General features: G+C 64.7%; 25 protein-coding genes. 14 read left to right on the top strand and 11 right to left on the bottom strand.

The window, feature by feature from the left end; genetic code table 11:
* Positions 1-259: 259 nt before the first annotated feature.
* Positions 260-1,825 carry an exodeoxyribonuclease VII large subunit gene (xseA, locus tag PCJ21_RS21835; RefSeq protein ID WP_269933537.1) on the bottom strand — a complete coding sequence of 522 codons (1,566 nt, stop codon included), beginning with the start codon at positions 1,823-1,825 and terminating at the stop codon, positions 260-262.
* 56 nt (positions 1,826-1,881) lie between these two features.
* A complete protein-coding gene (locus tag PCJ21_RS21830; protein ID WP_269933536.1) occupies positions 1,882-2,838 on the bottom strand; it encodes a LysR substrate-binding domain-containing protein in 957 nt (318 codons plus the stop codon).
* 171 nt (positions 2,839-3,009) lie between these two features.
* Here PCJ21_RS21830 and PCJ21_RS21825 point away from each other — a divergent pair, with 171 nt between their 5' ends.
* Entirely contained in the window at positions 3,010-3,300 is a 291-nt protein-coding gene (locus PCJ21_RS21825; RefSeq protein ID WP_269933535.1) for a DUF1127 domain-containing protein, read from the top strand.
* Between the two features lie 174 nt (positions 3,301-3,474).
* On the opposite strand, the gene PCJ21_RS21820 is transcribed toward PCJ21_RS21825, so the two are convergent.
* The 3 genes from PCJ21_RS21820 to PCJ21_RS21810 all read right to left on the bottom strand — a co-directional run bounded on the left by PCJ21_RS21820 (position 3,475) and on the right by PCJ21_RS21810 (position 6,562).
* Entirely contained in the window at positions 3,475-4,383 is a 909-nt protein-coding gene (locus PCJ21_RS21820) for a DUF937 domain-containing protein (protein ID WP_269933534.1), read from the bottom strand.
* 80 nt (positions 4,384-4,463) lie between these two features.
* Positions 4,464-5,837: a glutamate--cysteine ligase gene (locus PCJ21_RS21815; protein ID WP_269933533.1), complete on the bottom strand. Its 1,374-nt coding sequence runs from the start codon at positions 5,835-5,837 to the stop codon at positions 4,464-4,466.
* Positions 5,838-5,980: 143 nt separating this feature from the next.
* On the bottom strand, positions 5,981-6,562 hold the full coding sequence (locus tag PCJ21_RS21810) for a TetR/AcrR family transcriptional regulator (RefSeq protein WP_269933532.1): 582 nt from the start codon (positions 6,560-6,562) through the stop codon (positions 5,981-5,983).
* A gap of 78 nt (positions 6,563-6,640) precedes the next feature.
* Here PCJ21_RS21810 and PCJ21_RS21805 point away from each other — a divergent pair, with 78 nt between their 5' ends.
* A complete protein-coding gene (locus PCJ21_RS21805; protein WP_269933531.1) occupies positions 6,641-7,552 on the top strand; it encodes an alpha/beta hydrolase family protein in 912 nt (303 codons plus the stop codon).
* On the opposite strand, the gene PCJ21_RS21800 is transcribed toward PCJ21_RS21805, so the two are convergent.
* Positions 7,553-8,284 carry a 16S rRNA (uracil(1498)-N(3))-methyltransferase gene (locus PCJ21_RS21800; RefSeq protein ID WP_269933530.1) on the bottom strand — a complete coding sequence of 244 codons (732 nt, stop codon included), beginning with the start codon at positions 8,282-8,284 and terminating at the stop codon, positions 7,553-7,555.
* Positions 8,285-8,337: 53 nt separating this feature from the next.
* Positions 8,338-9,000, bottom strand: coding sequence for a hypothetical protein (locus tag PCJ21_RS21795; protein WP_269933529.1), 663 nt, complete (start codon positions 8,998-9,000; stop codon positions 8,338-8,340).
* An 80-nt stretch (positions 9,001-9,080) separates the two neighbouring features.
* Here PCJ21_RS21795 and PCJ21_RS21790 point away from each other — a divergent pair, with 80 nt between their 5' ends.
* A complete protein-coding gene (locus PCJ21_RS21790) occupies positions 9,081-9,779 on the top strand; it encodes a type 1 glutamine amidotransferase (protein ID WP_269933528.1) in 699 nt (232 codons plus the stop codon).
* 317 nt (positions 9,780-10,096) lie between these two features.
* Positions 10,097-10,234 carry a hypothetical protein gene (locus tag PCJ21_RS21785; protein WP_269933527.1) on the top strand — a complete coding sequence of 46 codons (138 nt, stop codon included), beginning with the start codon at positions 10,097-10,099 and terminating at the stop codon, positions 10,232-10,234.
* Here the strand turns inward: PCJ21_RS21785 and PCJ21_RS21780 are convergent.
* Together PCJ21_RS21780 and PCJ21_RS21775 are read right to left on the bottom strand one after the other, a co-directional pair.
* Positions 10,218-11,000, bottom strand: coding sequence for a metallophosphoesterase family protein (locus tag PCJ21_RS21780; RefSeq protein ID WP_269933526.1), 783 nt, complete (start codon positions 10,998-11,000; stop codon positions 10,218-10,220). The two genes, PCJ21_RS21785 and PCJ21_RS21780, sit on opposite strands and share 17 nt — an antisense overlap.
* 15 nt (positions 11,001-11,015) lie before the next feature.
* The gene (locus PCJ21_RS21775; RefSeq protein WP_269933525.1) at positions 11,016-11,807 is read right to left on the bottom strand and encodes an FCD domain-containing protein; all 792 of its coding nucleotides are present in this window, start codon (positions 11,805-11,807) and stop codon (positions 11,016-11,018) included.
* A 250-nt stretch (positions 11,808-12,057) separates the two neighbouring features.
* Between PCJ21_RS21775 and PCJ21_RS21770 the strand changes: the two genes are divergently transcribed.
* The 9 genes from PCJ21_RS21770 to PCJ21_RS21730 all read left to right on the top strand — a co-directional run bounded on the left by PCJ21_RS21770 (position 12,058) and on the right by PCJ21_RS21730 (position 20,715).
* Positions 12,058-13,326 (top strand): DUF3422 family protein, encoded by a 1,269-nt coding sequence (locus PCJ21_RS21770; RefSeq protein ID WP_442866058.1) that lies wholly within the window; start codon positions 12,058-12,060, stop codon positions 13,324-13,326.
* 203 nt (positions 13,327-13,529) lie between these two features.
* Entirely contained in the window at positions 13,530-15,026 is a 1,497-nt protein-coding gene (locus tag PCJ21_RS21765) for an FAD-linked oxidase C-terminal domain-containing protein (RefSeq protein ID WP_269933523.1), read from the top strand.
* Complete coding sequence (locus PCJ21_RS21760) at positions 15,026-15,610, top strand: ASCH domain-containing protein (protein WP_269933522.1); 585 nt, start codon at positions 15,026-15,028, stop codon at positions 15,608-15,610. Before PCJ21_RS21765 ends, PCJ21_RS21760 begins: the two co-directional genes overlap by 1 nt.
* Positions 15,610-16,128 carry an endonuclease domain-containing protein gene (locus PCJ21_RS21755; RefSeq protein WP_269933521.1) on the top strand — a complete coding sequence of 173 codons (519 nt, stop codon included), beginning with the start codon at positions 15,610-15,612 and terminating at the stop codon, positions 16,126-16,128. The genes PCJ21_RS21760 and PCJ21_RS21755 overlap by 1 nt, the downstream gene beginning before the upstream one ends.
* 82 nt (positions 16,129-16,210) lie before the next feature.
* Positions 16,211-17,464 carry an FAD-binding protein gene (locus tag PCJ21_RS21750; protein WP_269933520.1) on the top strand — a complete coding sequence of 418 codons (1,254 nt, stop codon included), beginning with the start codon at positions 16,211-16,213 and terminating at the stop codon, positions 17,462-17,464.
* Positions 17,461-17,838 carry a DUF4870 family protein gene (locus PCJ21_RS21745; protein ID WP_269933519.1) on the top strand — a complete coding sequence of 126 codons (378 nt, stop codon included), beginning with the start codon at positions 17,461-17,463 and terminating at the stop codon, positions 17,836-17,838. Before PCJ21_RS21750 ends, PCJ21_RS21745 begins: the two co-directional genes overlap by 4 nt.
* A 17-nt stretch (positions 17,839-17,855) precedes the next feature.
* Positions 17,856-18,506 (top strand): response regulator, encoded by a 651-nt coding sequence (locus tag PCJ21_RS21740; RefSeq protein ID WP_269933518.1) that lies wholly within the window; start codon positions 17,856-17,858, stop codon positions 18,504-18,506.
* Position 18,507: 1 nt separating this feature from the next.
* Entirely contained in the window at positions 18,508-19,806 is a 1,299-nt protein-coding gene (glcF, locus tag PCJ21_RS21735; RefSeq protein ID WP_269933517.1) for a glycolate oxidase subunit GlcF, read from the top strand.
* Between the two features lie 108 nt (positions 19,807-19,914).
* On the top strand, positions 19,915-20,715 hold the full coding sequence (locus PCJ21_RS21730) for a L,D-transpeptidase (RefSeq protein ID WP_269933516.1): 801 nt from the start codon (positions 19,915-19,917) through the stop codon (positions 20,713-20,715).
* Positions 20,716-20,718: 3 nt separating this feature from the next.
* Here the strand turns inward: PCJ21_RS21730 and PCJ21_RS21725 are convergent, their stop codons facing one another.
* A complete protein-coding gene (locus PCJ21_RS21725; RefSeq protein WP_269933515.1) occupies positions 20,719-21,642 on the bottom strand; it encodes a bifunctional 5,10-methylenetetrahydrofolate dehydrogenase/5,10-methenyltetrahydrofolate cyclohydrolase in 924 nt (307 codons plus the stop codon).
* 213 nt (positions 21,643-21,855) lie between these two features.
* Positions 21,856-22,632 (bottom strand): L,D-transpeptidase family protein, encoded by a 777-nt coding sequence (locus PCJ21_RS21720; RefSeq protein ID WP_269933514.1) that lies wholly within the window; start codon positions 22,630-22,632, stop codon positions 21,856-21,858.
* A 218-nt stretch (positions 22,633-22,850) separates the two neighbouring features.
* On the opposite strand from PCJ21_RS21720, the gene PCJ21_RS21715 reads away from it, so the two are divergent.
* On the top strand, positions 22,851-23,489 hold the full coding sequence (locus PCJ21_RS21715; protein ID WP_269933513.1) for a DNA-3-methyladenine glycosylase I: 639 nt from the start codon (positions 22,851-22,853) through the stop codon (positions 23,487-23,489).
* Positions 23,490-23,809 lie beyond the last annotated feature (320 nt).

The raw sequence follows: 23,809 nt of genomic DNA, 5'->3' as shown, positions 1-23,809 counted from the left end.
CGCAACACGCTCACGAAGATCAAGCGAATAGGAACGGGTCATCGCAAATCACCTCCAACCGAAGTGAATCACGAAATCCAGTTCTCAGGAATCCCATTCGATTCAATCAGAACGCTCGCCGCTCTAGCGCATCGGCCCGAAAATCGGACCCGATTTTCGGAAAGCACGATGCGCCAACTCAGTAAGTTAGAGCGTCCTTTGTGCGTCCATTCGGACGCACGGCGCTCTGATTTGCCAGCTTGGCCGGATCGAACAGCCCCTAAAACAGGCTACCCTGGTTGCCGGGCTCTTTCGCGCGCGGAGCAGTCTTGCTCGCCGGCTTTGGCTTGGCGTCGCCGCTGGTCGCCATTGCGTTGGCAACGCCATCGGCAAATTCGATCGACAGGGCGGTCCCGGCAGCCACTTCCGCCGCGCGCTTGATAACGCCGCCCTCGGCATCGCGCACGAGCGCGAAGCCGCGCGCCAGCACCGCCTTGTGCGACAGTGTCGCCATCAGCCTGTCGGCCTGCGACAGCTTCGAGCGGGCACGTTCCAGGCGAAGCCCGACGGCCTGTGTTGCCCGCCGCTCCAGCCCCACCAGCTGTTGCCGGACGGTATCCTGGCGCCGGGCAAGCGGCTCCGGCGACAGCCGTCCCTGGGTCCGGTCGAAGCGAATGCGTTTCTCGCGCACCATCGCCCGCAAGGCCGCATCGGCGCGCAGCATATCGCGGTCGAGATGCCGCCGCGTTTCGCCGATCCGGCGCGACAGCGTCGCCGGCGACAGCCGCACCGCCGACAGCCTGGCACGCTTGCGCTCGGTGGAAACCGTCAGTGCGCGTCCGAGCCGGCTGGTGGCTTCGTCGAAGCGGCGGCGGGGCAGGGCCAGCAATTGATCCGGGGTCGGCAGGGCGCGGGCCGCGGCACGCACGGCCTGGCTGCGCCTGTCGAGCATGCGTGAAATCGCCCCGCGCAACCGTGCGCCGAGATTGGCAAGCGTTGCCTCGAGTTCTGCCTTCACCGGTACGGCGAGCTCGGCCGCGCCTGTTGGCGTCGGGGCGCGCATGTCGGCGGCAAGGTCGACCAGCGTCCAGTCGGTCTCGTGGCCGACGGCCGAGATGACGGGGATGTGCGAGGCAGCGACAGCGCGGATCAGCGCCTCGTCGTTGAAGCCCCAGAGGTCTTCGAGGCTGCCGCCGCCGCGCGCCACGATCAGAAGGTCGGGCCGCCGGAAGCCGCCTTCCTCTGGCAATTCGTTGAAGCCGTTGACGGCGACCGCCACTTCGGCGCCCGACGTCTCGCCCTGCACGCGCACCGGCCAGACCAGGACATGGAGGGGAAAGCGGTCCTTGATGCGATGAATGATGTCGCGGATGACAGCACCGGTCGGCGAGGTGACGACGCCGATCACCATCGGCATGAACGGCAAGAGCTGCTTGCGGCGCTCGTCGAACAGGCCCTCGGCCGCCAGACGACGCTTGCGCTCCTCGAGCAGCGCCATCAGCGCGCCGGCACCTGCCGGTTCGAGATTGTCGATGACGATCTGGTATTTCGACGACCCCGGATAGGTTGTCAGCTTGCCCGAGGCGATGACCTCCATGCCTTCTTCGGGGCGGAATTTCAGCCGGCTCATGGTGCCCTTCCACACCACGGCCTCGATACGCGAACGGTCGTCCTTCAGCGAGAAATAGGCATGGCCCGACGAATGCGGACCGCGATAGCCGGAAATTTCGCCGCGCACCCGCACATTGCCGAAAGTGTCTTCGACCGTGCGCTTCAGCGCGCCGGAGATTTCACTGACGGTGTACTCGGCCGCGTTTGTGCGTGATTCGGCTGCAAGTTCGTTCATGGTGCGATTGAGGGCTTGGCAGCCCCCCTCGTCAAGCGCGACGGCTCAACTGCCGCCTACCATCCCGGCAAGATTGGGTTCGGCTTGAGCCGCCGGCCGCGCGTCGACATCATCGTGGTGAAGTCGAACGTGCTGCTTTCTTCCGGCACGGGCACGGAAATGTTGTCCAGGCTTTCGCTGATATGGCGGGCCAGCGCGTCGATGATCTCCGGCCGGCTCGAATGGCCGCGCAAGATGCCGATCTTGCAGTCGGGCAGGGCGCCGAAGCCGTCTGCCTCGCCAAGCACCCGCATGCCAGGCCTGAGCGCGCATTCCGGCAGCACCGAAACGGCGAGCCCGGAAAGCACCGCCGCGGTGATGACCGTCGCCGACCAACTGGTGAACAGGATGCGGTACTTGCGGCCGCTGGCGTCGAGCATTTCGCACGCTGTGCGGCGCCATTGGCAATTGGGTCGCCCAAACGCCATCGGTAGCATCTCTTCTTCGTGCACCATATGGCTGGCCGAGGAGACCCAGAGCAGCGGTTCGTTGCGGACGATTTCGGTCGGCTTGGTGTCCTCGCATTGCGTCACCAGCGCGATGTCGAGATTGCCGCGCCTGATCTGATCCGTCAGGTTGACGGTCGGCTCGCACACTACGGAAAGCTCGACACGCGGATTTGAGCGCGAAAAGCGTGCCATGATCTCGGGCAGGAACCGATCCGCGTAGTCGTCGGGAACGCCGATGCGGATGGTGCCTTCGAGCGCGCGGTCGTCGAAGGCGGCAAGCGTCTCGCGGTTGAGATGCAGCATCCGGCGCGCGTAGGACAACAGGCGCTCGCCTTCCTCGGTCAGCTTGTTGGTGCGTCCGTCCTTTTCGAACAGCGCCTTGCCAATGCGGTCTTCGAGGCGGCGCATCTGCATCGACACGGCCGATTGGGTGCGATGGACCTCGTCTGCGGCACGCGTGAAGCTGCCCGTGTCGACGATGGAGATGAAGGTCTGCAATTGGTCAAGGTCGAGAGGAGCGGCCATCGTCGTTTCCATCATGAACTTTGATGATAAAGATTAGAAACATTCGTTGGATTAATCAATCCATCGAGAGCAATCTGTGATCGTCCACATGAGGCATGTGTATCGGAACCGGGGCGGCGAAAGGAGCGCCGACCGGATGGGACCCGTTTGTCCCGCGACAGGAGAGAGACCATGACCGCGCTTGACCATTGCACTGCGACGACGCATTCCGCGGCTCGGCCGGTGAATGCGATGCGTATCGTCACCTATGCCGCCGACGTCTTCCGCGCCTGGAAAAATCGCCGCGCCTTCTATCGTCTCGGCGAAATGACCGACACAGAACTTGCCGATGTCGGACTCACCCGCGGCGACCTGTATGTGGCGGTCGATCTGCCCTTCGCCAGCGACCCGACTGTCAGGCTCCGCTCGATTCGCCAATCGCGTTCCGAAAATGTCGAGGCATTGGCCCGCCGCGTCGCCTGACGCACCCAGAGTTTTGCAGGCTCCCCACTCCCAGCCGGTCCCCGCCGGCCTTGCCTGCACGTTGCCCGGTCCTCCCAAGGACCGGGCTTTTTCATGGAGAAATAGGGAATAGCGAGTAGCTTGTAGACGGCGCCGCAGCATCCGCCTTTCATCATTCCCTATTTCCCTATTTCCTCACCTGTACCTATCCATCCCGCGCGAAAACTGGTCGAAGATCGACTCGACGCCCTTCTGGTAGTCGTCACGCTGCTGGCTGCCGGTCTCGAACATCTTGCCGAACAGGTCGTCATAGGGATTGCGCGGCCGGCCGCTCGGATTTGCCTGCGGTTGCGGCTGGCGCGCCTGCGGCTGCTGGCCCGGCTGGACACGACCGCCGCCGAGCATCTCCTCGAAGATCTTGCCCAGCGGGTTGTCGCCATAGGGGCTTTGCGCCTGGGGCTGTGGTTGCCGTGGCGTCGGCTGCTGCGCCTGGCCACCGCCGAACATGTCCTTGAGGATCTGCCCGAAGGGATTGTCGAGCGGGTCGGGCGCCTGGGTCTGCTGCGGGGCCTGCCGCTGCGGCTGCTGGCCGCCGCCCATCATCGCTCCGCCCTGCCGCATCATCTGCTCGATGATCTCGCCGAGCGGGTTGTTGCCACCCATGCCGCTGGCTGCCTGCATCTGGCCGGTCGATTGCTTGAACAGGCCGCCCATGATCATCGAAGCGATCACCGGAAGCATCTGCTGCAGCACGTTCTGGCCGACGCCGGTGGCCTGCGCGGCCTGCGCCGCCACTGCCCGCGACAGGTCCTTCGAGCCGAACAGGTGGCCGAGGATGCCGTTGCCCTCATCGACGCCCTGGGGCGAGAAAGCGCGGGACGCGTCGTCGAAATACTTGGCGTGCTGGCCGCTCGCCATCGCCTGGAGGAAGGAGCCGACGCCATGGGGGTCGGAGGCGTTGCGCTTCAGCCCCTGGCTGAAGGCTGGCATCAGCGCCTCGAGCGCCGCCTGGGTCTGCTGTTGGTTCAGCCCGAACTGGCGCGACAGCGCGTCCATGCCGTTGCCGTTCTGGGCATTGGCCAACATCTCGAACAAGGGCACCATGTCTTCCTCCTGGGACTATCTCCAGGAGGAAGCGTAGAGCGTTTCAGGGGTGGAATGAAGTGGCTTTCGCCGCTTGCGGCTCAGTAGGCGTATTCCAGGAAAACCGGCTCGATCGACCCGCCCCAGCGCGTGTTGTAGGCGTTGAGCATTTCCTCCGCGCTGGTCGTGCCGCGCGCGACAACCTCATCCAGCGTGTTGAGGAAGCCTGCTTCGTCGAAGCCGTCGCGGTTCTTGTTGCCGCGGTTGACCAGGCCCTGCCGCGACAGCGCCAGCACCTCGCGGCCGATCTCGCGCAGCGTGGTGTTGCGGAACGGCGCCGAGATGCCCTGTTCGGGCACGGCATTGCGCATGGCCAGCACTTCCTCGTAGCTCCAGTCGCGAGTGAAGGCCTCGACCGCATCCAGCGTCGCCGCGTCGTAGAGCAGGCCGACCCAGAAGGCGGGCAGGGCGCAGATGCGCCGCCACGGGCCGCCGTCGGCGCCGCGCATTTCGAGGAAGCGCTTGAGCCGGACGTCCGGGAACAGCGTCGACAGGTGATTGGCCCAGTCGCCCATCGTCGGCATGCCGTCCGTAATCTCGTTGCGTGCCGCGCCCGCCATGAACTGGCGGAAGGTCATGTGCGTCATGTCGTGGTAGCGGCCGTCGCGGATGACGAAGTACATCGGCACGTCGAGCGCCCACTCGGCATAGTCGGCAAAGCCGAATTCGGGCGAGAAGCAGAAGTCGAGCAGGCCGGAGCGCTGGTTGTCGGTGTCGCGCCAGATGTCACCGCGCCAGCTCTGCATGCCGTTGGGCTTGCCATCGGTGAAGGGCGAATTGGCGAACAGCGCCGTCGACAGCGGCTGCAGCTTGAGCGACACCTGCATCTTGCGACGCATGTCGGCTTCGCTCTCGAAGTCGAGATTCACCTGGATCGTGCAGGTGCGGTACATCATGTCGAGGCCCTTGCTGCCGACCTTCGGCATGTAGGCGGTCATGATGTCGTAGCGCGACTTGGGCATGCGCGGGGTCTCGGCCAGAGTCCATTTCGGGCTGCCGCCCAGGCCGAGGAAGCGGATGCCGAGCGGTTCGGCGATCTCGCGCAGCTGCGCCAGATGCGCGTTGCCCTCGCGACAGGTCTGGTGGATGGTCTCGACCGGCGCACCGGACAGTTCGAACTGGCCGCCGGGCTCAAGCGAGATGGCACCCTGGCCGGTCGGCTCGACCAGGCCGATGATGCGGCCTGCGTCGATGATCGGATCCCAGCCCAGCGTCTTCTGCATGCCTTCGAGCAGCGCGCGGATGCCGCGGTCGGTGCCGTAGGGCACGGGCGCATTACCGTCGACATAAAAGGGGAATTTCTCGTGTTCGGTGCCGATCCGCCATTTGTCGCGCGGCTTGTTGCCGGCAGCCAGGTAGCCGACGAGTTCGTCCATGCCCTCGATGGGCTGGAAATCGGTGGTGTCGCGCGCCATAAAAACTTCTCCTGGGGCGGAAGATCGGTGGCGCTTGATGGACGATCCGGCGCTCGCCGATCAAGCGAAAAATCCTGAGCCTTCGTCAATAGATATTGAATGATTTCGCAACGCCCGGGTGAGCTGGCCAATCCTTGCCTTGACTATCGCATGGGAAGGGCCGCGCGGACCAGCGTCGTCGCCGCGTCGCCGGCGCTTTCCATGTAGCTCGGATCGCGATTGAGCAGCACCACGGCAAAGCCGCCGTCGAGCAGCAGCACGACCTGGCGTGCGAGGCTTTTCGCGTCCGCCGCGCCGGCCTCGAAGAATTCCTTGCGCAACCACGCTTCGACCCGCTGCTTGTGGGCGATGCCGGCCTTGACCGCCGGGTGTCCCGGCATGTCGGCAAGTTCGGCAGCAGTGCGCAGAAAGCCGCAGCCTTTCCATTTTGGCTGCCGCGCCGCCGTGGCGAGATTGGCAAAGATTGCCCGTACCTTGTCGTACACTTCGCCGTCGGCATCTCTGAACCAGCGCTGGAACAGCTGCAGGTTTGGCTGGTCGCGGCCATCGAGATAGGCCGCTATCAGTTCGTCCTTGCTCTGGAAGTGATAGTAGAGCGTGCGCTTGGTGAGCCCCGCCTTCTCAGCCACCGCGTCGACGCTAACGGCCCGGATGCCTTCGCCGTAGAACAGCTTGGAGGCTGCCTCGACGATGCGCTCGCGGGTTGGTTTTTCGGGCGTTTTCATGCCCGAAGTATACCGACTAGTGAGTGTAGTGAAAGACAGAATTTCGCTAGCTCTTGCCTCGATCAAAGCGAGGACCTCATGTCGATTTCGGTTTCAGTGGGCGAGCCCGGGGCGGTCGAGATTACCTGCGGCGATGGCGTAGCCCTGCGCGGCCACATCTGGCCGCATGCACGGGGCGAAAAGGCTGGCACCGTCATCGTCAACCCGGCCACGGGTGTGCTGGCGCGCTACTACCACCGTTATGCCGCCTTCCTCGCCGGGCATGGCTTCGACGTCCTCACCTACGATTATCGCGGTATCGGCGCGTCCCGGCCGGCGAGCCTGCGCGATTGCGGCTATCGCTGGCGCGACTGGGGCGAGCGCGACTTCGAAGCCGTGCTGCATCTCGCCATGCGCCTCGATCCCGGCGCGCCGGTGATGGTCGTGGGACACAGTATTGGCGGCTTCCTGCCCGGCCTGGCCGAGTCCGCGCCCGGCATCGCGCGCATGCTGACCGTCGGCGCCCAATACGCCTGGTGGCGCGACTATGTTGCAGGGCGGCGCCTGCGGCTGTTTCTCAAATGGCATGTCGCCATGCCGGCGCTCACTGCCCTATGCGGCTACTTTCCCGGCCGGCGGCTCGGCTGGCTCGAGGATCTTCCGGCAGGCGTGGCCAATGAGTGGAGCTTCAGACGTGCGCGCATGGAGTTGAGCCATCCGGAGACTGAGCGGGGCGATGTGCTGCGCCGCCTTGCCGCTGTGTCGGCGCCCATTCTCGCTGTCGGTGTCACCGACGATCAACTCGGCACGCCAGAGGCTATCGGCCGTGCACTTGGCTACTACGCCGGTTCGAACGCGACACAGGTGCTGCTTTCGCCAGAGGATTTCGACCGGCAGGAGATCGGCCATTTCGGCCTGTTCCACAGTCGCCATGCGCCGGACTTCTGGCTCGACACGCTGCTGTGGCTTGGCGACGGCATCAATCCGTGGCCGGGCAAGGTGATCGGCTGATCACCAGTCGCCGATGCTGGCCTGTATGACGGTGAGTGCCGCCACCGCCGCCGTGTCGGCGCGTAGGATGCGCGGACCGAGCGGTATGGCGGTGACAAAGGGCAGGGCGCGCAGCATGAGGCGCTCGTCGTCGGAGAAGCCGCCTTCCGGCCCCACCAAGAGCGCAAGCTTGCGTTCCTTTATGCCCTGAAGTGCAGCCATCGGATTGTTGGTCGAGGCGTCCTCGTCGCAGAAGATCAGCCGCCGCTCCTTGTCCCAGCCAGCGAGCAGTTGCTCCAGCTTGACGGCCTCGGTCACCTCGGGAATGGCCAGGATGCCGCATTGCTCGGCTGCTTCCACGGCGTTGGCGCGCAGGCGGTCGATGCCAGGCTTCATTTGGGTGTGCTGGGTCATGACCGGCACGAGCGTGCCCGCGCCCATTTCGACCGCCTTCTGCACCAGATAGTCGAGCCGGCCGACCTTCAGCGGCGCAAAGCAGTAGACGAGGTCCGGGTGCTCCGGCTGCGGCCGCTGCAGTTCCAGCACCTCGAGCCGCACCGTTCTTTTCGTCCGGCCGGCGATCTTCGCCGTCCACTCGCCGTGGCGGCCATTGAAGACCAGAACCTCGGCGCCCTCGGCGAGGCGCAGCACGTGGGCGAGATAGTGGCTCTGCTGCGGATCGGCGTCGAAGGCCGTGCCGGGAGCGAGGTCGTTGGGCACGAACAGCCGTTGCATCTTGTAGTTTGCGCGCATGGCCGAGAAATGCGGCAGGCGGCGGCGGCGGTCAAGGGGCCTCCGCGGCGTCGCTATCCCTTCGCCACAAGCTGGTCCGCGCTTGGATGCCATTCCGGCCGGTAGCCCCCGGCCAGCACAGCAAGCGTCGTCGCCGGCGTGATGATGCACATTTCCTGGTCGGGCAGTTCGTCGAACCCGGAAATCGCGTCGTAGCCCCCGAAACTCCAGCGCAGCGCCTTGCCGCCGCGTATGGCATAGTCGGACGCGCCGTCGGAAAACATCGCGCCGTCGGGCAAAAGGCGCAGGCCGTGGCGGTCGAGTTCCAAGGGTTGGCCGCCGGAGGCCAGCCGTTCCCGGTGCAGCCGGCCGTCGATCTCGCCGACCTTCGGATCGTGTGCGCCAAAAGCATGGCCATAGGCCGATGCGAAAGCCCGGGCGCTCGTCCGCCGGCAATAGAAGCAAGGGCGGTGGCCGGCACCGAGCGCCGTCACCTCGTCGAGGAAGAACAGCTCCGTCCAGCCCGTCTTGCCGCCCGGCCGGTTGCGCCCCATCGGCGCGCGGCGCACGTCCCTGAATCTGAGCGCGCAGGTGATCCACGCCTTGGTCGCCCAGCGCTTGGTGAGCAGCGTCTTTGCGTCGGGATCGTGGATGATGCCGCGATTGCCGGTGAACAGTCCGCGCTCGGGCGTGGCATGGATTTCGCCGAAGGGGTCGACCCGGTTCTGCAGTGGCATAGCCGATCCTTGTTGGCTGCTTGGCAGGCGCCATGATAGGGCTCGCCGCAACTTTGTCACCGCCTGCCGGAAAGGCCGAGATGCGCGTCCTCGTCGTCCAGAACTATGAAAGCACCGGTCTCGGCCAGGTTGGCGAGGCGCTTGCCGAGGTCGGCGCCGAGCTCGATATGTGCAACGCCCATCTTGGCGATGCGCTCCCGGCAAATGCAAGCAACCATGACGCTATCGTGATGCTGGGTGGCGGCCAGAATGCGCTCGACGACGGCCATTCGCCCTACTTCCCCGAGTTGCTGGCGCTGATCCGCGATTTCGTCGATCGTGACAAGGCGGTGCTTGGCATCTGTCTGGGCAGCCAGCTTCTTGCGCGCGCCTTCGGCGGTCAGAACCGCATCGGCGGCGCCACCGAGTTCGGCTGGCACACCGTCTCGCTGACCGAGGATGCGCTCGACGATCCCGTTTTTGCCGAATTGCCGGATCGCTTCTCCATCTTCCAGTGGCACGACGACACTTTCACCATGCCCGAAGGCGCGATCCGCCTCGCCGGCAGTGGCGTCACCGGCAACCAGGCGTTCCGCATCGGCCGCGCTGCCTACGGCACGCAGTTCCACTTCGAGGCCGACCGCAAGCTGGTTCGCGAATGGAACGAGGCCTTTGCCGACGTGCTCGCCACGAACCAGCCCGATTGGCCCGCGCGCCACGACGCCGAGGCCGAGCGCCACGGCCCCGAGGCCGATGCCGTCGGTCAGGCGCTGGCTCGCGCCTGGGTTGCAATCATCTGATCTGCCGAAGGCGGTCAGGCCCACGCAACTGACCGCCCGGAACCCCATTTCGTGACATTTTTGGCACGGCGCAAAAAATCCGCTGTGGACGGTTTCGCGCCGTCTGGATTGTGTCCCAATGCCCTTCTAAGGACAGCCTCGCGCCAGCCGGCGAAGGTATCGCGAATGAACCATTTCAAAGGCTCGTGCGACACAAGCCCGATACAGAACGATCCTAGAAGCACGGCCTTGACGCCGCGCATCGGTGGCATCGCTCAATGTTTTCGGAAACTTATTCGTAACTCCGTTCGTGCAGATTGCAGGAAGCTCAACCTGAGATGACTCCCTTGAAAGCAGCGCTCCTGTCCTTCGCCATGCTGTCGGCAATCGTGCTCGGCGGCTTCGGGATCTATGCGGCCGATGCCGCAGCCGACCATCATGTCGTCGACGGCTACGGCGTCACCGCCGCCCGCTAGCCCCAGCTTCCACTGATATCAATCGCTTGTCCGCGCCGTCGATGACGAGCGCGGTCAGCGCGCCCGAATAGTAGACGCCGGTGTCGACATTGACACGGTTGGCCATCACTTCGGCTTCCGCCTGCGGCGTGTGCCCATGCACGACGACTTTCGGATGCAGTTCCGGATAGTTGAGGAATTCGCCGCGAATCCAGATCAGGTCTCGCGGGTCCTGCTGGTCGAGCGGCACCTCCGGCCTGATGCCGGCATGACAGAAGAAGAAATCGCCGAAGGATTCCGAGTAGGGCAGGCTGCGCAGGAAACGCAGGTGCTTTTCAGGGACCGCCTGCACCAACTCCGCATGGCTTTCGCCAAGCGAGACAGGATCGTTCATGCGAAGCTCTACTCCGTATGATCGCGCCGTTTCTGGGCCGCCATTGCGCGCGAAGAGGCCAGCCGGGTCGGGATAGGCCAGGAAATCGAGAAAGCCGACGTCGTGATTTCCGGTCAGCACGATATTTCTGCTGTCCCTGGCATTTGCGGCACGGAGAAACTCGATCACCCCATTGGAGTCCGCCCCCCGGTCGACATAGTCGCCGAGATGGATGATCCGCCAGTCGGCCGGTTCGTCTCGGCCGAGCTCGTCGCCGATCAGCTCGTGCATGGCCTCAAGCAGGTCGAGGTGACCGTGAATGTCACCGATCGCATAGATACGGATGCCTGCAGGCCCCTTTGCATCCAGAAAATGGACGCCTTTTGGCGTATGAGGGGCGTCTGACGAGGTCATGGACGTTTCCTGCGGCTAGCGCTGATCCACGTCGCCCGCATCCAGCCGCTGCTTCAGCCTCAGGCGCGAGATGCGCTGCCAGTCGCTGCTGCGCTCGGCCTCGGCCATGGCGCGTTCAAGATAGGTGATGTGGTCCATCGCCGCCTGCCGCGCGGCAGGCGGATCGCCAGCCGCCACCGCGCGATGGATGGCCTTGTGCTGCGCCAGCAGCGCCTCGCGCGCGGCGGGCAGGGCAAAAACCACCAGCCGGTTCTGGAAGACGCCGTCGGCCAGGAGCTTGTAGCAGGAGCGCAGCGTGTGCAGCAGGATGATGTTGTGGGCGCATTCGCCCACCGCATGGTGGAATTCGACGTCGATCTCGGCCTCTTCACGGAAATCGGCGCGCTGATGCGCAGCCTCCATGCGCGCCATGATCCGGCTGAGCAGCGCCAGGTCCTCGCTGGTCGCCCGTCTGGCCGCATATTCGGCTGCCAGCCCCTCGATCTCGCGGCGGTATTCGAGATAGTCGGCAGCCGCCTTGCGGTGGTTGACGATCAGTTCCATCACCGGCTTGGAGAACACCTCGCCGATCACGTCCGCCACGTGGGTGCCGCCGCCGTGGCGCGTCACCATCAACCCGCGCGCCTCGAGCGTCTTCAGCGCATCGCGCAGGATCGGCCGCGACACGTCGAACTGCTTCGCCAGCTCGCGCTCGCCGGGCAGCCGGTCGCCGACGCGCAGCACGCCTTCAAGGATCAGGCTCTCCATCTGCTGCACCACCTCGTCGGCCGTGCGTGAATGCTCGATCCTGGAAAATATGTCGCTCAAGTGTGCTGTCCGGAACCTCTGCCCTGCCCGCAAGGATAGGAGGGCAGGACCCGACTGGTCAAATTATATATCCACTCCGGCGGTATCGCGTCCGAGCAGTCCTGGGGCACAGTGTCAGGCGTCGCTAAAGTTGGCGTTTGCCTGTTCCTGCAAACTTACCTAGAGGCAGGAGGGTCATGGCATCGAGGAGCCGCACGTGACAGTCGAGCCGTCATCCCTGGAGTTCCTGCCGCGCGCCACCGGCAGCGTCATGGGTTTTCCCGCCCATGACGGGCGTCCGAGCGCGCTTGGCGAGGTTCATGCCCGGCCGCATCCGCTTGTCGAGAGCCCGCGCGTGCTGGTTCAGCTGTCCTTCATGACCGAGGGCGGTTCGGGCGTCGATCACGCGGTACTTTCGGAGCTGTCGCGCCGGCTCGGTATCGCCGCACCCGATCGCCATGCCCGTCACCACGCCATGAAGTGGGGGCAGGGCTCGTTGAGCTGGGAACGCCACACCGAATTCTCCACCTATCTGTGGGAAGGACCACTGGGCGAGAGCGACCGTTCGCAGGAAGGGTCGCCCTTCGGCAACGGCTTCAGCCCGCCCGGCACGGTCATTTCGGGCATCCGGCTGGAGATCCGCAAGTGGACGCCGGCCAACGAAAAGCTGATAGCGACTTTCGACCCCACCAGCCTCTGCTATTCGCTGGTCGAGGGCGGTGCGGCCGGCATTGTCACCGACTTCCGCCAGGATGGCGACGGCATGACCCGCATCCTGATCCTCGACCGTGGCCTGACTCCGGCGCGGACCGGTGCGCTGTCGCAGCGCCTCATCGACATCGAGACCTACCGCACGCTGGCCATGCTCGGCCTGCCGATGGCGCTGTCTCTGTCCAGCCGCGTCCGCCGCATCGAGGACCGCCTCGCCCAGGCGACACGCGAAATGAAGGCGATCGAGACGCGCGACAGCCAGGCGCTGCTTGCCGACCTTACCGAACTGGCTGCTGAACTCGAGGCGGACGCAGCCTCCAGCCTCTACCGCTTCGGCGCCAGCAAGGCCTATGACGGCATCGTCCGCGAGCGCCTTGAGGCGCTGGAGGAGGAGGTTGTGCCGGGCTACGACACCTGGGCCGGTTTCCTCAAGCGTCGCGTTGCGCCCGCCATGCGCACGTGCCGCTCGGTCGAGGAGCGCCAGGCCAACCTGTCGCGCAAGCTGACACGCGCCACCACGCTGCTGCGCACCTGGGTCGACGTCGAGGTCGAGAAGCAGAACCGCGACCTGCTGGCTTCGATGAACAACCGCGCCCGGCTGCAACTGCGCCTGCAGCAGACGGTCGAGGGCCTCTCGGTTGCCGCCGTTTCCTATTATGTCGTCGGCCTCGTCGGCTACGTTGCCAAGGGTGCGTCGGCTGTCGATCATGCCTTCGCGCCGGAAATCGTCACCGCGGCGTCGGTGCCGCTTGCCATATTGCTTGTCTGGTGGGGCGTCCGCCGCGTTCGCCGCGCCCACAGCGAACCCAAGGCGTTCGCCGGGGAGTAGCTGTTTTTCTTCCGCTGGCAGAAGTTGTACGCGGTCGCAGGAGGCGTTCCGCATGATGATGTCTTATGTGGCCCGCGCCAGCGGCAGATTGACGCTGCAAGTGCCGCGCGCGCTTGCGTTCCGGCAATCGCCTTTCTTCCAATTTGCATCCGCCGCCGCCAATTGGTAAAAGGTTTTTACCAGTTGGCGATCCTAGGTGACCGATGTCCGGCATATTGATGCCCAAGCCCGATGCGGCGACGCTTGCCCGCCGCGCAGAAATCGTCGCCGACATGCGCATCATCGTGCCGGGCGAGGGCGTGGTCGACACCATGAACGAGATGCGGGCCTTCGAAAGCGACGGCCTGACCGCCTATCGGCAATTGCCGCTGGTGGTGGTGCTGCCCGAAACGGTCGCCCAGGTGTCGCGCCTGCTCAAATACTGCAACGACCGCAACATCCGCGTCGTGCCGCGCGGTTCGGGCACTTCGTTGTCGGGCGGCGCGCTGCCGCTGGAGGATGCGGTGCTTCTGGTGATGAGCCGCTTCAACCGCATTATCGAGATCGATTATCCCAACCGCACAGTCACTGCCCAGCCGGGTGTCACCAATCTCGGCATCACCACATCAGTGGAACTTGACGGCTTCTACTATGCGCCCGATCCGTCGTCGCAGATCGCCTGTTCGATCGGCGGCAATGTCGCCGAGAACTCGGGCGGCGTGCACTGCCTGAAATACGGGCTGACTGCCAACAACGTGCTCGGCATCGAAATGGTGCTGATGAATGGCGAGGTTGTGCGCCTGGGCGGCAAGCATCTCGATGCCGAGGGCTACGACCTGCTCGGTGTTATGACCGGGTCGGAAGGGCTGCTCGGCGTCGTCACCGAGGTCACCGTTCGCATCCTCAAGAAGCCGGAGACGGCACGCGCGCTGCTGATCGGCTTCCCGACCAGCGAGCAGGGCGGCCAATGTGTCGCCGACATCATCGGCGCCGGCATCATTCCCGGCGGCATGGAGATGATGGACCGGCCGGCGATCCACGCCGCCGAGGATTTCGTCCATGCCGGCTACCCCTTGGAATGCGAGGCCCTGCTGATCGTCGAGCTTGATGGTCCCGGCGTCGAGGTCGACCACCTGATCGGCCTGATCGAGGCGATCGCCAATCGCAACGGCGCCACCACCTGCCGCGTCTCGCAATCCGAGCAGGAGCGACTGACCTTCTGGGCCGGGCGCAAGGCGGCATTCCCCGCCGTCGGCCGCATTTCGCCCGACTATTACTGCATGGACGGCACCATCCCGCGCAAGGAACTGCCGCGCGTGCTCGCCGGCATGCGCGAGCTGTCGGAGCAATACGGCCTCGGTGTCGCCAATGTCTTCCACGCTGGCGACGGCAATTTGCACCCGCTGATACTCTACGATGCCAACAAGCCCGGTGAGCTCGAAAAGGCCGAGGCCTTCGGCGCCGACATCCTGCGCCTTTGCGTCAAGGTCGGCGGCGTGCTCACTGGCGAGCACGGCGTCGGCGTCGAAAAGCGCGACCTGATGCCGGAGATGTTCAACGACATCGACCTCGACCAGCAGATGCGGGTCAAATGCGCCTTCGATCCCAACCACCTGCTCAACCCCGGCAAGGTGTTCCCGCAACTGCGCCGCTGCGCCGAGCTCGGCCGCATGCATGTCCATCGGGGGCAGTTGGCCTTTCCCGATATCCCGAGGTTCTGATGCTGTTGAAGCGGGCGACCCTCGAAGGCATCAGGCGCGGCGACATTGTGCTCGCCTTCCGCCGCTGGCGGCGGCCGACGGTGAAGGCGGGCACCGGGCTGCGTACAGCCATCGGCGTGGTCCGCATTCGTGCGGTCGAGCCTGTCGATGAAGCCGCCGTCTCCGACGACGATGCCCGCGCCGCCGGCTACGCCGACAGTGCGGCGTTGATCGACGACCTGCGCGCGGGCGGTGATCGCACCCTCTATCGCATTGCTTTCGACGGCATCGAGGCCGACGACAGGCTGGCGCTGCGCGACGTGACGGATCTCAGCGATGCCGACTGGCACGCGCTCGCTGCCCGCTTCGCCAAGTGGGATAGCACTGCACCGGGCTACTTCCCGTCGATCCTGCGTCTGATCGGCCAGCATCCTGAGGTGGCAGCGGCAACACTTGCCGAGCGCCTCGGTGTCGAGAAGCTGAAATTCAAGCAGGACGTGCGCAAGCTCAAGGAACTCGGCCTGACCGAGAGCCTCGACATCGGCTACCGTCTCTCCCCGCGCGGTGCTGCGGCGCTCGAAAAGCTGCGGGAGCATCGGTTGTGATGGGCCGTCAGCAGGACTTGGGTTCCTCGCCCCCGCAAAGCGGGGGAGAGGTGGCTCGGGCCAAGCCCGAGACGGAGAGGGGGGCTTCCTCCACCCCAACCCGCCGCTCGCCACGCCACATCGCTAGGGCTCGTGAGCTGCGCCACGGCGACAACATCGCCGAAGCCGCGCTCTGGAACGAACTGAAGGCCAAGAAGCTCGGTGGATACAAGTTCAGCCGCCAGGTCCCGCTTGGCCCATACTATGCCGACTTTGTCTGTCGCCAGGCCAGGTTGGTCATAGAACTCGACGGCAGCCAGCATGCCGGTAGCAGCCATGACGCAAGGCGCGACGAATTCATGCACGCGAACGGTTACTCGGTCCTGCGGTTCTGGAGTGCGGATACGCTGAAGAATGTCGGCGCTGTCTGCGAAACGATCCTCGCGGCACTCGACGGTCGGTTGGCCGAGCAGGTCGACGCGTCCGACATGAAATTCGTCTTTGCGCCGGCACAGCAACGCGGGAAGGAGCGCGAATGATCGGGTTCCCCCTCTCCGCCTCGCTGCGCTCGGCACCTCTCCCCCGCTTTGCGGGGGCGAGGAACCCAAGGTTTGCCAGGTCATGACCACCTTCACCCCCACCACACCAGCCGACGTCCTCACCGCTGTCCAATGGGCGACCGCCGAAGTTGCGCCGCTCGAAGTCCTCGGCCATGGCTCCAAGCGTGCCATTGGCCGGCCGCAGCAGGCCGCGCACACGCTTGACTTGTCGAAGTTGACGGGCGTCACGCTCTACGAGCCGGCCGAACTGGTGCTGTCGGCCAGGGCGGGCACGCCACTGGCGGAGATCGAAAAACTGCTCGCCGACAACGGCCAGCGCTTCGATTTCGAGCCGATGGACTACGGCCCGCTGCTTGGCGAGGCGCCCGGGCGCGGCACCATCGGCGGTGTGCTGGCGGCCAATCTGGCGGGGCCACGCCGGCTCAAGGCGGGAGCCGCCCGCGACCACATCCTTGGCATCCACGCCGTGTCGGGGCGCGGCGAGGCCTTCAAGTCGGGCGGGCGCGTGGTCAAGAACGTCACCGGCTACGACCTGTCCAAGGCCATGGCTGGCTCCTGGGGCACGCTGGCGGTGGCGACCGACGTCACCTTCAAGGTGCTGCCGGCGGCCGAGACCGAAACCACGCTGATCATCCGCGGCCTGCTCGACGACAACGCCACTGCCGCGATGTCGGTCGCCATGGGCTCCAGCGCCGAAGTGTCGTCGGCAGCGCATCTGCCGGAACGCATGGCGGCGCGCGTGCTCGACGGCAAGCTTGGCGGCGATCCGGCGACGCTGCTGCGCGTCGAGGGTTTCGGCCCCTCCGTCGAATACCGCCTTGGCCAGCTCAGGCGCATGCTCGGCAATGCCGGCGCAATCGAGGCGGTCGTCGAGGACGCCTCGCGTGCGCTCTGGCGCGATGTGCGCGATGTCAGGCCATTTGCCGACGGCAGCCACAAGCCGGTGTGGCGCGTTTCGATGCCGCCAGCCAACGCCCACCACATGGTACTTGCCCTGCGCATGCAGGCGGCGTGCGACGCCTTCTACGACTGGCAGGGTGGCCTCGTCTGGCTGCGCATGGAAGGCGAGCCGGAAGCGGAACTTTTGCGCAGCCTGATCCGGCAATTTGGCGGCGGCCATGCCACGCTGGTTCGAGCGACGCCCGCATGGCGCGCTTCCGTGCCTGTCTTCGAGCCGCAGCCAGCGGCGCTGGCAGCTCTTTCGGCCCGCCTCAAGGCCGAATTCGACCCCAAGAGTATCCTCAATCCCGGCCGGATGGTGCATGCGCCCGACTCTGCTACCTTGGCGCGTGCAACAGAGGGAGCCGCATCATGAGCGAAACACCGCCGAACTTCACGCCGCGCCAGACCGACCGCTGGCTGGATCCAGGCCCGACCAACGCCCAGGTCATCTATGTTCTCTATCTCGCCGGGCTGGTCATCGGCATCAGCGGCATCGTCGGTATCGTCCTGGCCTACATGAACCGCGGCAAGGCAGGCGGCTTCGTCGAGAGCCACTACACCTGGCTCATCCGCACCTTCTGGATCGGCCTGCTCTACGCGCTGGTGTCCTTCGTGCTGATGATGGTCTTTATCGGCTTCATCCTGATGTTCGCCGTCGCCGTCTGGTTCATCGTGCGCTGCATCATGGGCCTGCAGGCATTGGGGCGCGGCGAGCCGATCAAGAATCCTGAAAGCTGGCTTATCTGAGTGAGTGGAGATGACTTTTGGCTAATCTTCTGGCGAATCCAGAGTTTTGGAAGGCAGTCGCGTCTCTAGCTTGGCCGGCTGTAGCGCTGACAGTGTTTGTGAAGCTTCAGCCTGTGATCAGGGCTCTTCTGACGAGAGAGAACCTGACGCTAAAAATTGCGGGGATGGAGGTGACCGTAATGCAGGCTGCGGAAAGTCTTGGCGCTCAGGTTGCGGACCTCCAGGAGAAAGTTGCAGGGCTTCAATCGGTGGGGCAGCCCAATGATGTTGTCACAACGATTATTTCGGGGTCAAACAAGAAGAGTTTGCTGTGGGTCGATGATTTCCCGTCGAATAATGTGTTTATAATAGAAAAATTTAGACAAGACGGTATTGAAGTGACGCTATCGATTGAAACTCAAGAGGCGTTGGAATTACTTAGATCGAGAAAGTTCGATGCTGTTATTACAGATCTCGGTCGCAAAGAGTTGGGGGTAGACCATCCAATGGCAGGGTTGGAGCTCATAAGAAAAGTTCGTGCCCATGGTCTCCAAACGCCGATCTTGGTCTTTGCAGGGCATCGCGGACTTCAACACTCCGATCAACTCAAGGCTGAAGGTGCGACGTCGGTGACCAACTCTGGCGTAGATGTCATGGCATTCGCCGAAAAATACCTAGGCAAAGCCTGACGTGCAGACGAATTTCACCACCGCCCAGCTCGCCGATCCGCATGTCGCGGAGTCGGAAAAGATCCTGCGCAAATGCGTGCATTGCGGCTTCTGCACGGCGACATGCCCGACCTATGTGACGCTCGGCAACGAGCTGGATTCGCCGCGTGGCCGCATCTATCTGATCAAGGACATGCTGGAGAACGGCCGTCCGGCGGATAAGGAGATCGTCACCCACATCGACCGCTGCCTGTCCTGCCTCGCCTGCATGACCACATGCCCGTCGGGCGTGAACTACATGCATCTTGTCGACCATGCCCGCGTCCATATCGAGAAGACCTATCGCCGGCCGCTGATGGACCGGCTGACGCGCGGTGCGTTGGCGATGGTGCTGCCGCATCGCGGCCGCTTCCGTGCCGCCCTCAGGCTGGCGAAGCTCGGCCGGCCCATTGCCGGTGCCTTCGACAAGGTCGCGGCGCTCAAGCCCATCGCTTCCATGCTCTGTCTTGCGCCTGCCTCCGTGCCGGCGACATCGCCGCTGGAAAAGCCGGGCGTGCACGCGCCGAAGGTGGCCAGGAAGGGCCGCGTTGCCATCCTCACCGGCTGCGCCCAGCCGGTGCTCGATCCCGGCATCAACGAGGCGACCGTGTCGCTGCTCAACCGGCTCGGCATCGAGGTCGTGGTGCCCAAAGGCGAGGGCTGTTGCGGCGCACTCGTCCATCACATGGGCCGCGAGGAGGCAGCGCTCGCCTCGGCAAGGCAGAATGTCGACGCCTGGACACGCGAGATCGAGCGCGGCGGGCTCGACGCCATCGTCATCACCGCGTCGGGTTGCGGCACCACGATCAAGGACTACGGCTTCATGCTGCGGCTCGACCCGGCCTATGCCGAAAAGGCGGCACGGGTTTCGGCCTTGGCCAAGGACGTCACCGAGTACCTGGCGACGCTGGATCTGCCCGAACCCCAGCGCAAGCCGGGCCTGACCGTCGCTTATCATTCCGCCTGCTCGATGCAGCACGGCCAGAAGATCACCCGACAGCCCAAGGACTTGCTCACGCGTGCCGGCTTCGTCGTCAAGGAACCGCGCGAGGGGCATCTGTGCTGTGGCTCGGCCGGCACCTACAACATCATGCAGCCGGAAATTTCGGCTCGCCTGCGCGACCGCAAGGTCAAGAACATCGAGGCCACCGGTGCAGCACTCGTCGCCACCGGCAACATCGGCTGCATCACCCAGATCGCCTCCGCTGCGAAGCTGCCGGTGGTTCATACTGTGAAGCTGCTCGACTGGGCCTATGGCGGGGAAAAGCCGGCCGGCCTCTGACGGAAGCTTGATCGCGACGCCGATTGCGGGCCGTCACCGAACGTGCAAAGGGAACCTCCGAATGGGCCGCGCGTTTGCTTTTGCCCACGATGTGCACTGGAACGTTCGATGACGACCCTTACCCGCCGCAGGTTGCTTGCCCTGGCCGCGACCGGAGCAGCTTCGGCTGTGCTGTCCGCCTGCTCGACGACCGGCAGCCAGCGCTCCGCACCGGCGCAGGCCTTTCCGGCTGCGCCACCGCCGCCGACCATGCGCAACGATCCGTCCTTCGCCGACCCGCAGATGATGTACGCGCCCGTCAACGACAACGGCTATGACATCCCGGGCGTGCCGTTCAAGAAGATCGACCCGCGCTACTATCGCCAGGTCGTGACCGATCCCACCGGCGAGGCGCCGGGCACCGTTGTCATCGATACGGGAAATCATTTCCTCTACGTCGTCGCCGACAATGGCGAGGCCATCCGCTACGGCGTCGGCCTTGGCCGCGCCGGCTTCGAGTGGGCCGGGCGCGGCGTCATCGAATGGAAGCAGACCTGGCCGCGCTGGTTCCCGCCGAACGAGATGATCGACCGTCAGCCCGAGCTGGAAAAGTACCGGGCGCGCCAGATCCCCGGCAAGAACGAGTGGGATGGCGGCATGCAGCCGGGCATCCAGAACCCGCTTGGCGCGCGTGCGCTCTATATTTTCCAGGATGGCAAGGACACGCTCTACCGCCTGCACGGCTCGCCCGAATGGGCGTCCATCGGCAAGTCGGTGTCGTCGGGCTGCGTGCGCCTGATCAACCAGGACGTCATCGATCTCTACGAGCGGGTGCCTGATGGCACGCCGATCGTCGTCACAAGCGGAATAGCGCCGCGCGATCTCGAGCCGGTCGTGTCCGAGATCACCAGCGACGCCTATCGGCTGTAGCGGCTATTCGGCCGCCATCGCCGCTTCGTTGGCCGCGAAGGTCTGCTTGTAGAGCGCCCGCTGGCGGTTCAGCGCCACCATCGTGTTGCGCAGCAGGATCGCCACCGTCACCGGGCCGACGCCGCCCGGAACCGGCGTGATCCACGACGCCACTTCCTTGACCGAATCGGTGTCGACGTCCCCGACTATCTTCTGAGTGCCGTCGGGCAGCGTCTCGGCGTTGATGCCGATGTCGATGACCGCGGCCCCCGGTTTCACCATGTCGGCCTTGATCAGGCGCGGCTTGCCGACGGCGACGAACAGCGCGTCGGCCCGGCGGGCGTGCGCCGCCACCGACCGCGTCATGTGGTGGCAGACGGTGACGGTCGCGCCCTCGCTCATCAGCAGGAAGGCGATCGGCTTGCCGACGATTTCGGAGTGGCCGACGATCACCACCTCGAGGCCCTTGAGATCGAGTCCGGTCGCCTTCAGCAGTTCCACCGAGGCCGCCGCGGTGCAGGGCGCGAGGTCGAGTTGGTTGTAGACGATGTTTCCGATCGAGGCCGGGTGCATGCCCTCGACGTCCTTCAGCGGATGCACCGCCGCCTGGATCGCCTTGATCGGGATGTGCTGCGGCACCGGGCGCTGGATGATGATGCCGGTGATGCGCGGGTCGGCGTTCATGCCATGGATGGCGGCTTCGAGTTCGCCTGCCGTCAGTTCGGCGGGAAACCGCCGCTCCTCGAAGTCGATCCCGGCAAGCTCGGCCTTGGCGCGCTGGTTGCGCACGTAAACGTCGACGGCTTCGACGTCGCCGACGGTGATCGATACAAGCTTGGGGCGAAAGCCTTCTTCGGTTGCCTGCTGGGCGTCGGCGCGGACATCGGCGATGATGCGGGCGGCGACGGGTCCGCCCTTGAGGTAGCGGGTGTCATCGTGCGGCGGCATTCGGCGTTCCTTCAGCGGCGACTGGGCTCGTTTGGATACTTCGACTGGCTGCCAAAGGGAAGGGTGTGCCCGTTCAAATTTCACTGATATTGAACAAATATTACCTGCGGTGCTCGAATTGACAGCGAAAAGGGCAGCGCGATCTTCCGTCGCGCTGCCCTTTTGCTGGGGAACCGGGCCGGTCGGCCAGGTTCCGCCCCCCGTAACCGACAATTACCTGACGACGACCTTGGTGCCGACGTTCACCCGCTCATAGAGGTCCATCACGTCCTCGTTGCGCATGCGGATGCAGCCCGAAGAAACCGCGCCGCCGATGGTCCAGGGCTGGTTGGTGCCGTGAATGCGGTAGAGCGTCGAGCCGAGATAAAGCGCCCGCGCGCCGAGCGGGTTTTCCGGTCCGCCCGCCATCATCGCCGGCAGCACGCGACCCTTGGCGCGCTCACGCGCGATCATCTCCGCAGGCGGACGCCAGTCCGGCCATTCGCGCTTCGACGTCACCTTGTGGGTGCCCGACCATTCGAACCCGGGCTTGCCGGTGCCGACGCCGTAACGCCGCGCCTGGCCGTCGGTGCCGACGAGGTAAAGGAAGTTCTCGGTCGTATCGATGATGATCGTGCCCGGCGCTTCGCCGCCGTCATAGGCAACCTGCTGCGGCAGGTAGATCGGATTCATCTGCGGCCTGACCGAGCGCTTTTCGGGCGCGCGCAGGGCCACGTTCTCGACCTGGGCCGGCTTGGGCTGGCGGCGCTGGACGCTGCGCTGCTGGACCCTTGGCGCGGCTTGCCGGGCCTTCGGCTGGATTGCTTGACGGCGCTGCTGGCGCGGCGCGACTTCGGCCGGATTGCGGCCAAGCTGCAGCACCCAGGGCGCGGAGAGGTCGGGGCTCACCACCACCGGTGGCCGCTCGGCATAGCGGTCATAGGCAAAGGCGGGCGCAGCCAGTTCGGCGAGCATGGCCGCCGAGGCCAAAAGAACAAGGGTCTTCTTCATGGACGCACTCTCAATTCGATCGTCGCCACGGCGGGCAGACGTGCGCCTGCCTTCCGATTCCCCCGGCATCTTGGCGGGACGTTCCAATCGAAACGTGAATCGGGTTGCTTAAAAAGCGAGTTTGTCAGGAAACCTTTCGGTGTGGTTACCGACCGGTTCAGGAGTCTGGTAAAGCACGGGTAAATCGCCGCATTTCGCTGTTAACGAACGGATTTGACATGGACGCAAGAAAGACCGGGCTGCTGCAAGGGGCCGACGGCGAAACGCGCTGCTTCTGGCCGGGCGGGCTGCCCGACTATCTGCACTATCACGACAACGAATGGGGACGGCCCGTCGCCAACGACACCAGGCTGTTCGAGAAAATCTGTCTCGAAGGCTTCCAGTCCGGCCTGTCGTGGCTCACCATCCTGCGCAAGCGTGATAATTTCCGCGAAGCGTTCTCCGGTTTCGACTTCGACAAGGTCGCCGAATACGGCGAATCCGATATCGAGCGCCTGCTCGGTAATCCCGGCATCGTCCGGCATCGTGGCAAGATCGTCTCGACCATCAACAATGCCCGCCGTGCCCGCGAACTGGTCGACGAGGCCGGCTCGCTCGCCGCCTGGTTCTGGAAGTTCGAGCCCGGCCCAGATGAGCGGCCCAAGGTCGTCGACTATCCGACGCTGATCGCCAACCCGACCACGCCGACCTCGACGCGCATTTCGAAGGAACTGAAGCAGCGGGGATGGAGCTTTGTCGGCCCGACCACCGTCTACGCCTTCATGCAGGCGATGGGCCTGGTCAACGACCATATCGAAGGCTGCATGTGCCGGAGCAAGATCGAGGCGGAGAGGAAGGCGTTCAAGCGGCCAGGGTGAGGCGACAGCACCCCCACCCCTCAAGGGGGAGGGGGATACTGGCAGCGCCTGCGCTGTCGACGCTATTTCGTCATATCTGCAGAGTCAGTGCGCGGGATTGTTCCCCTCCCCCTTGTGGGGAGGGGTTAGGGGTGGGGGTATTGAAGCTTGGCGAGGGTCAAAGACCTAGAGCGGTGGACATTCAGACATATCCGGCGGCTTTGAAGTAGTTCTGGCATTCGGTTGGCGGGTAGAGTGTGCAGATGTCGCCGATCGCCTGCCAAAGGCCGTCGATGGTTCGAATGGCGCGTGCCCTGAGCTGGGACTTCAACTTGGAGAAG

This window comes from Aminobacter sp. HY435, from assembly GCF_027568395.1.
Classification (GTDB): domain Bacteria; phylum Pseudomonadota; class Alphaproteobacteria; order Rhizobiales; family Rhizobiaceae; genus Aminobacter.
The sequence above is the reverse complement of the archived record's forward strand: the minus strand, read 5'-3'. Positions and strand labels throughout refer to the sequence as shown.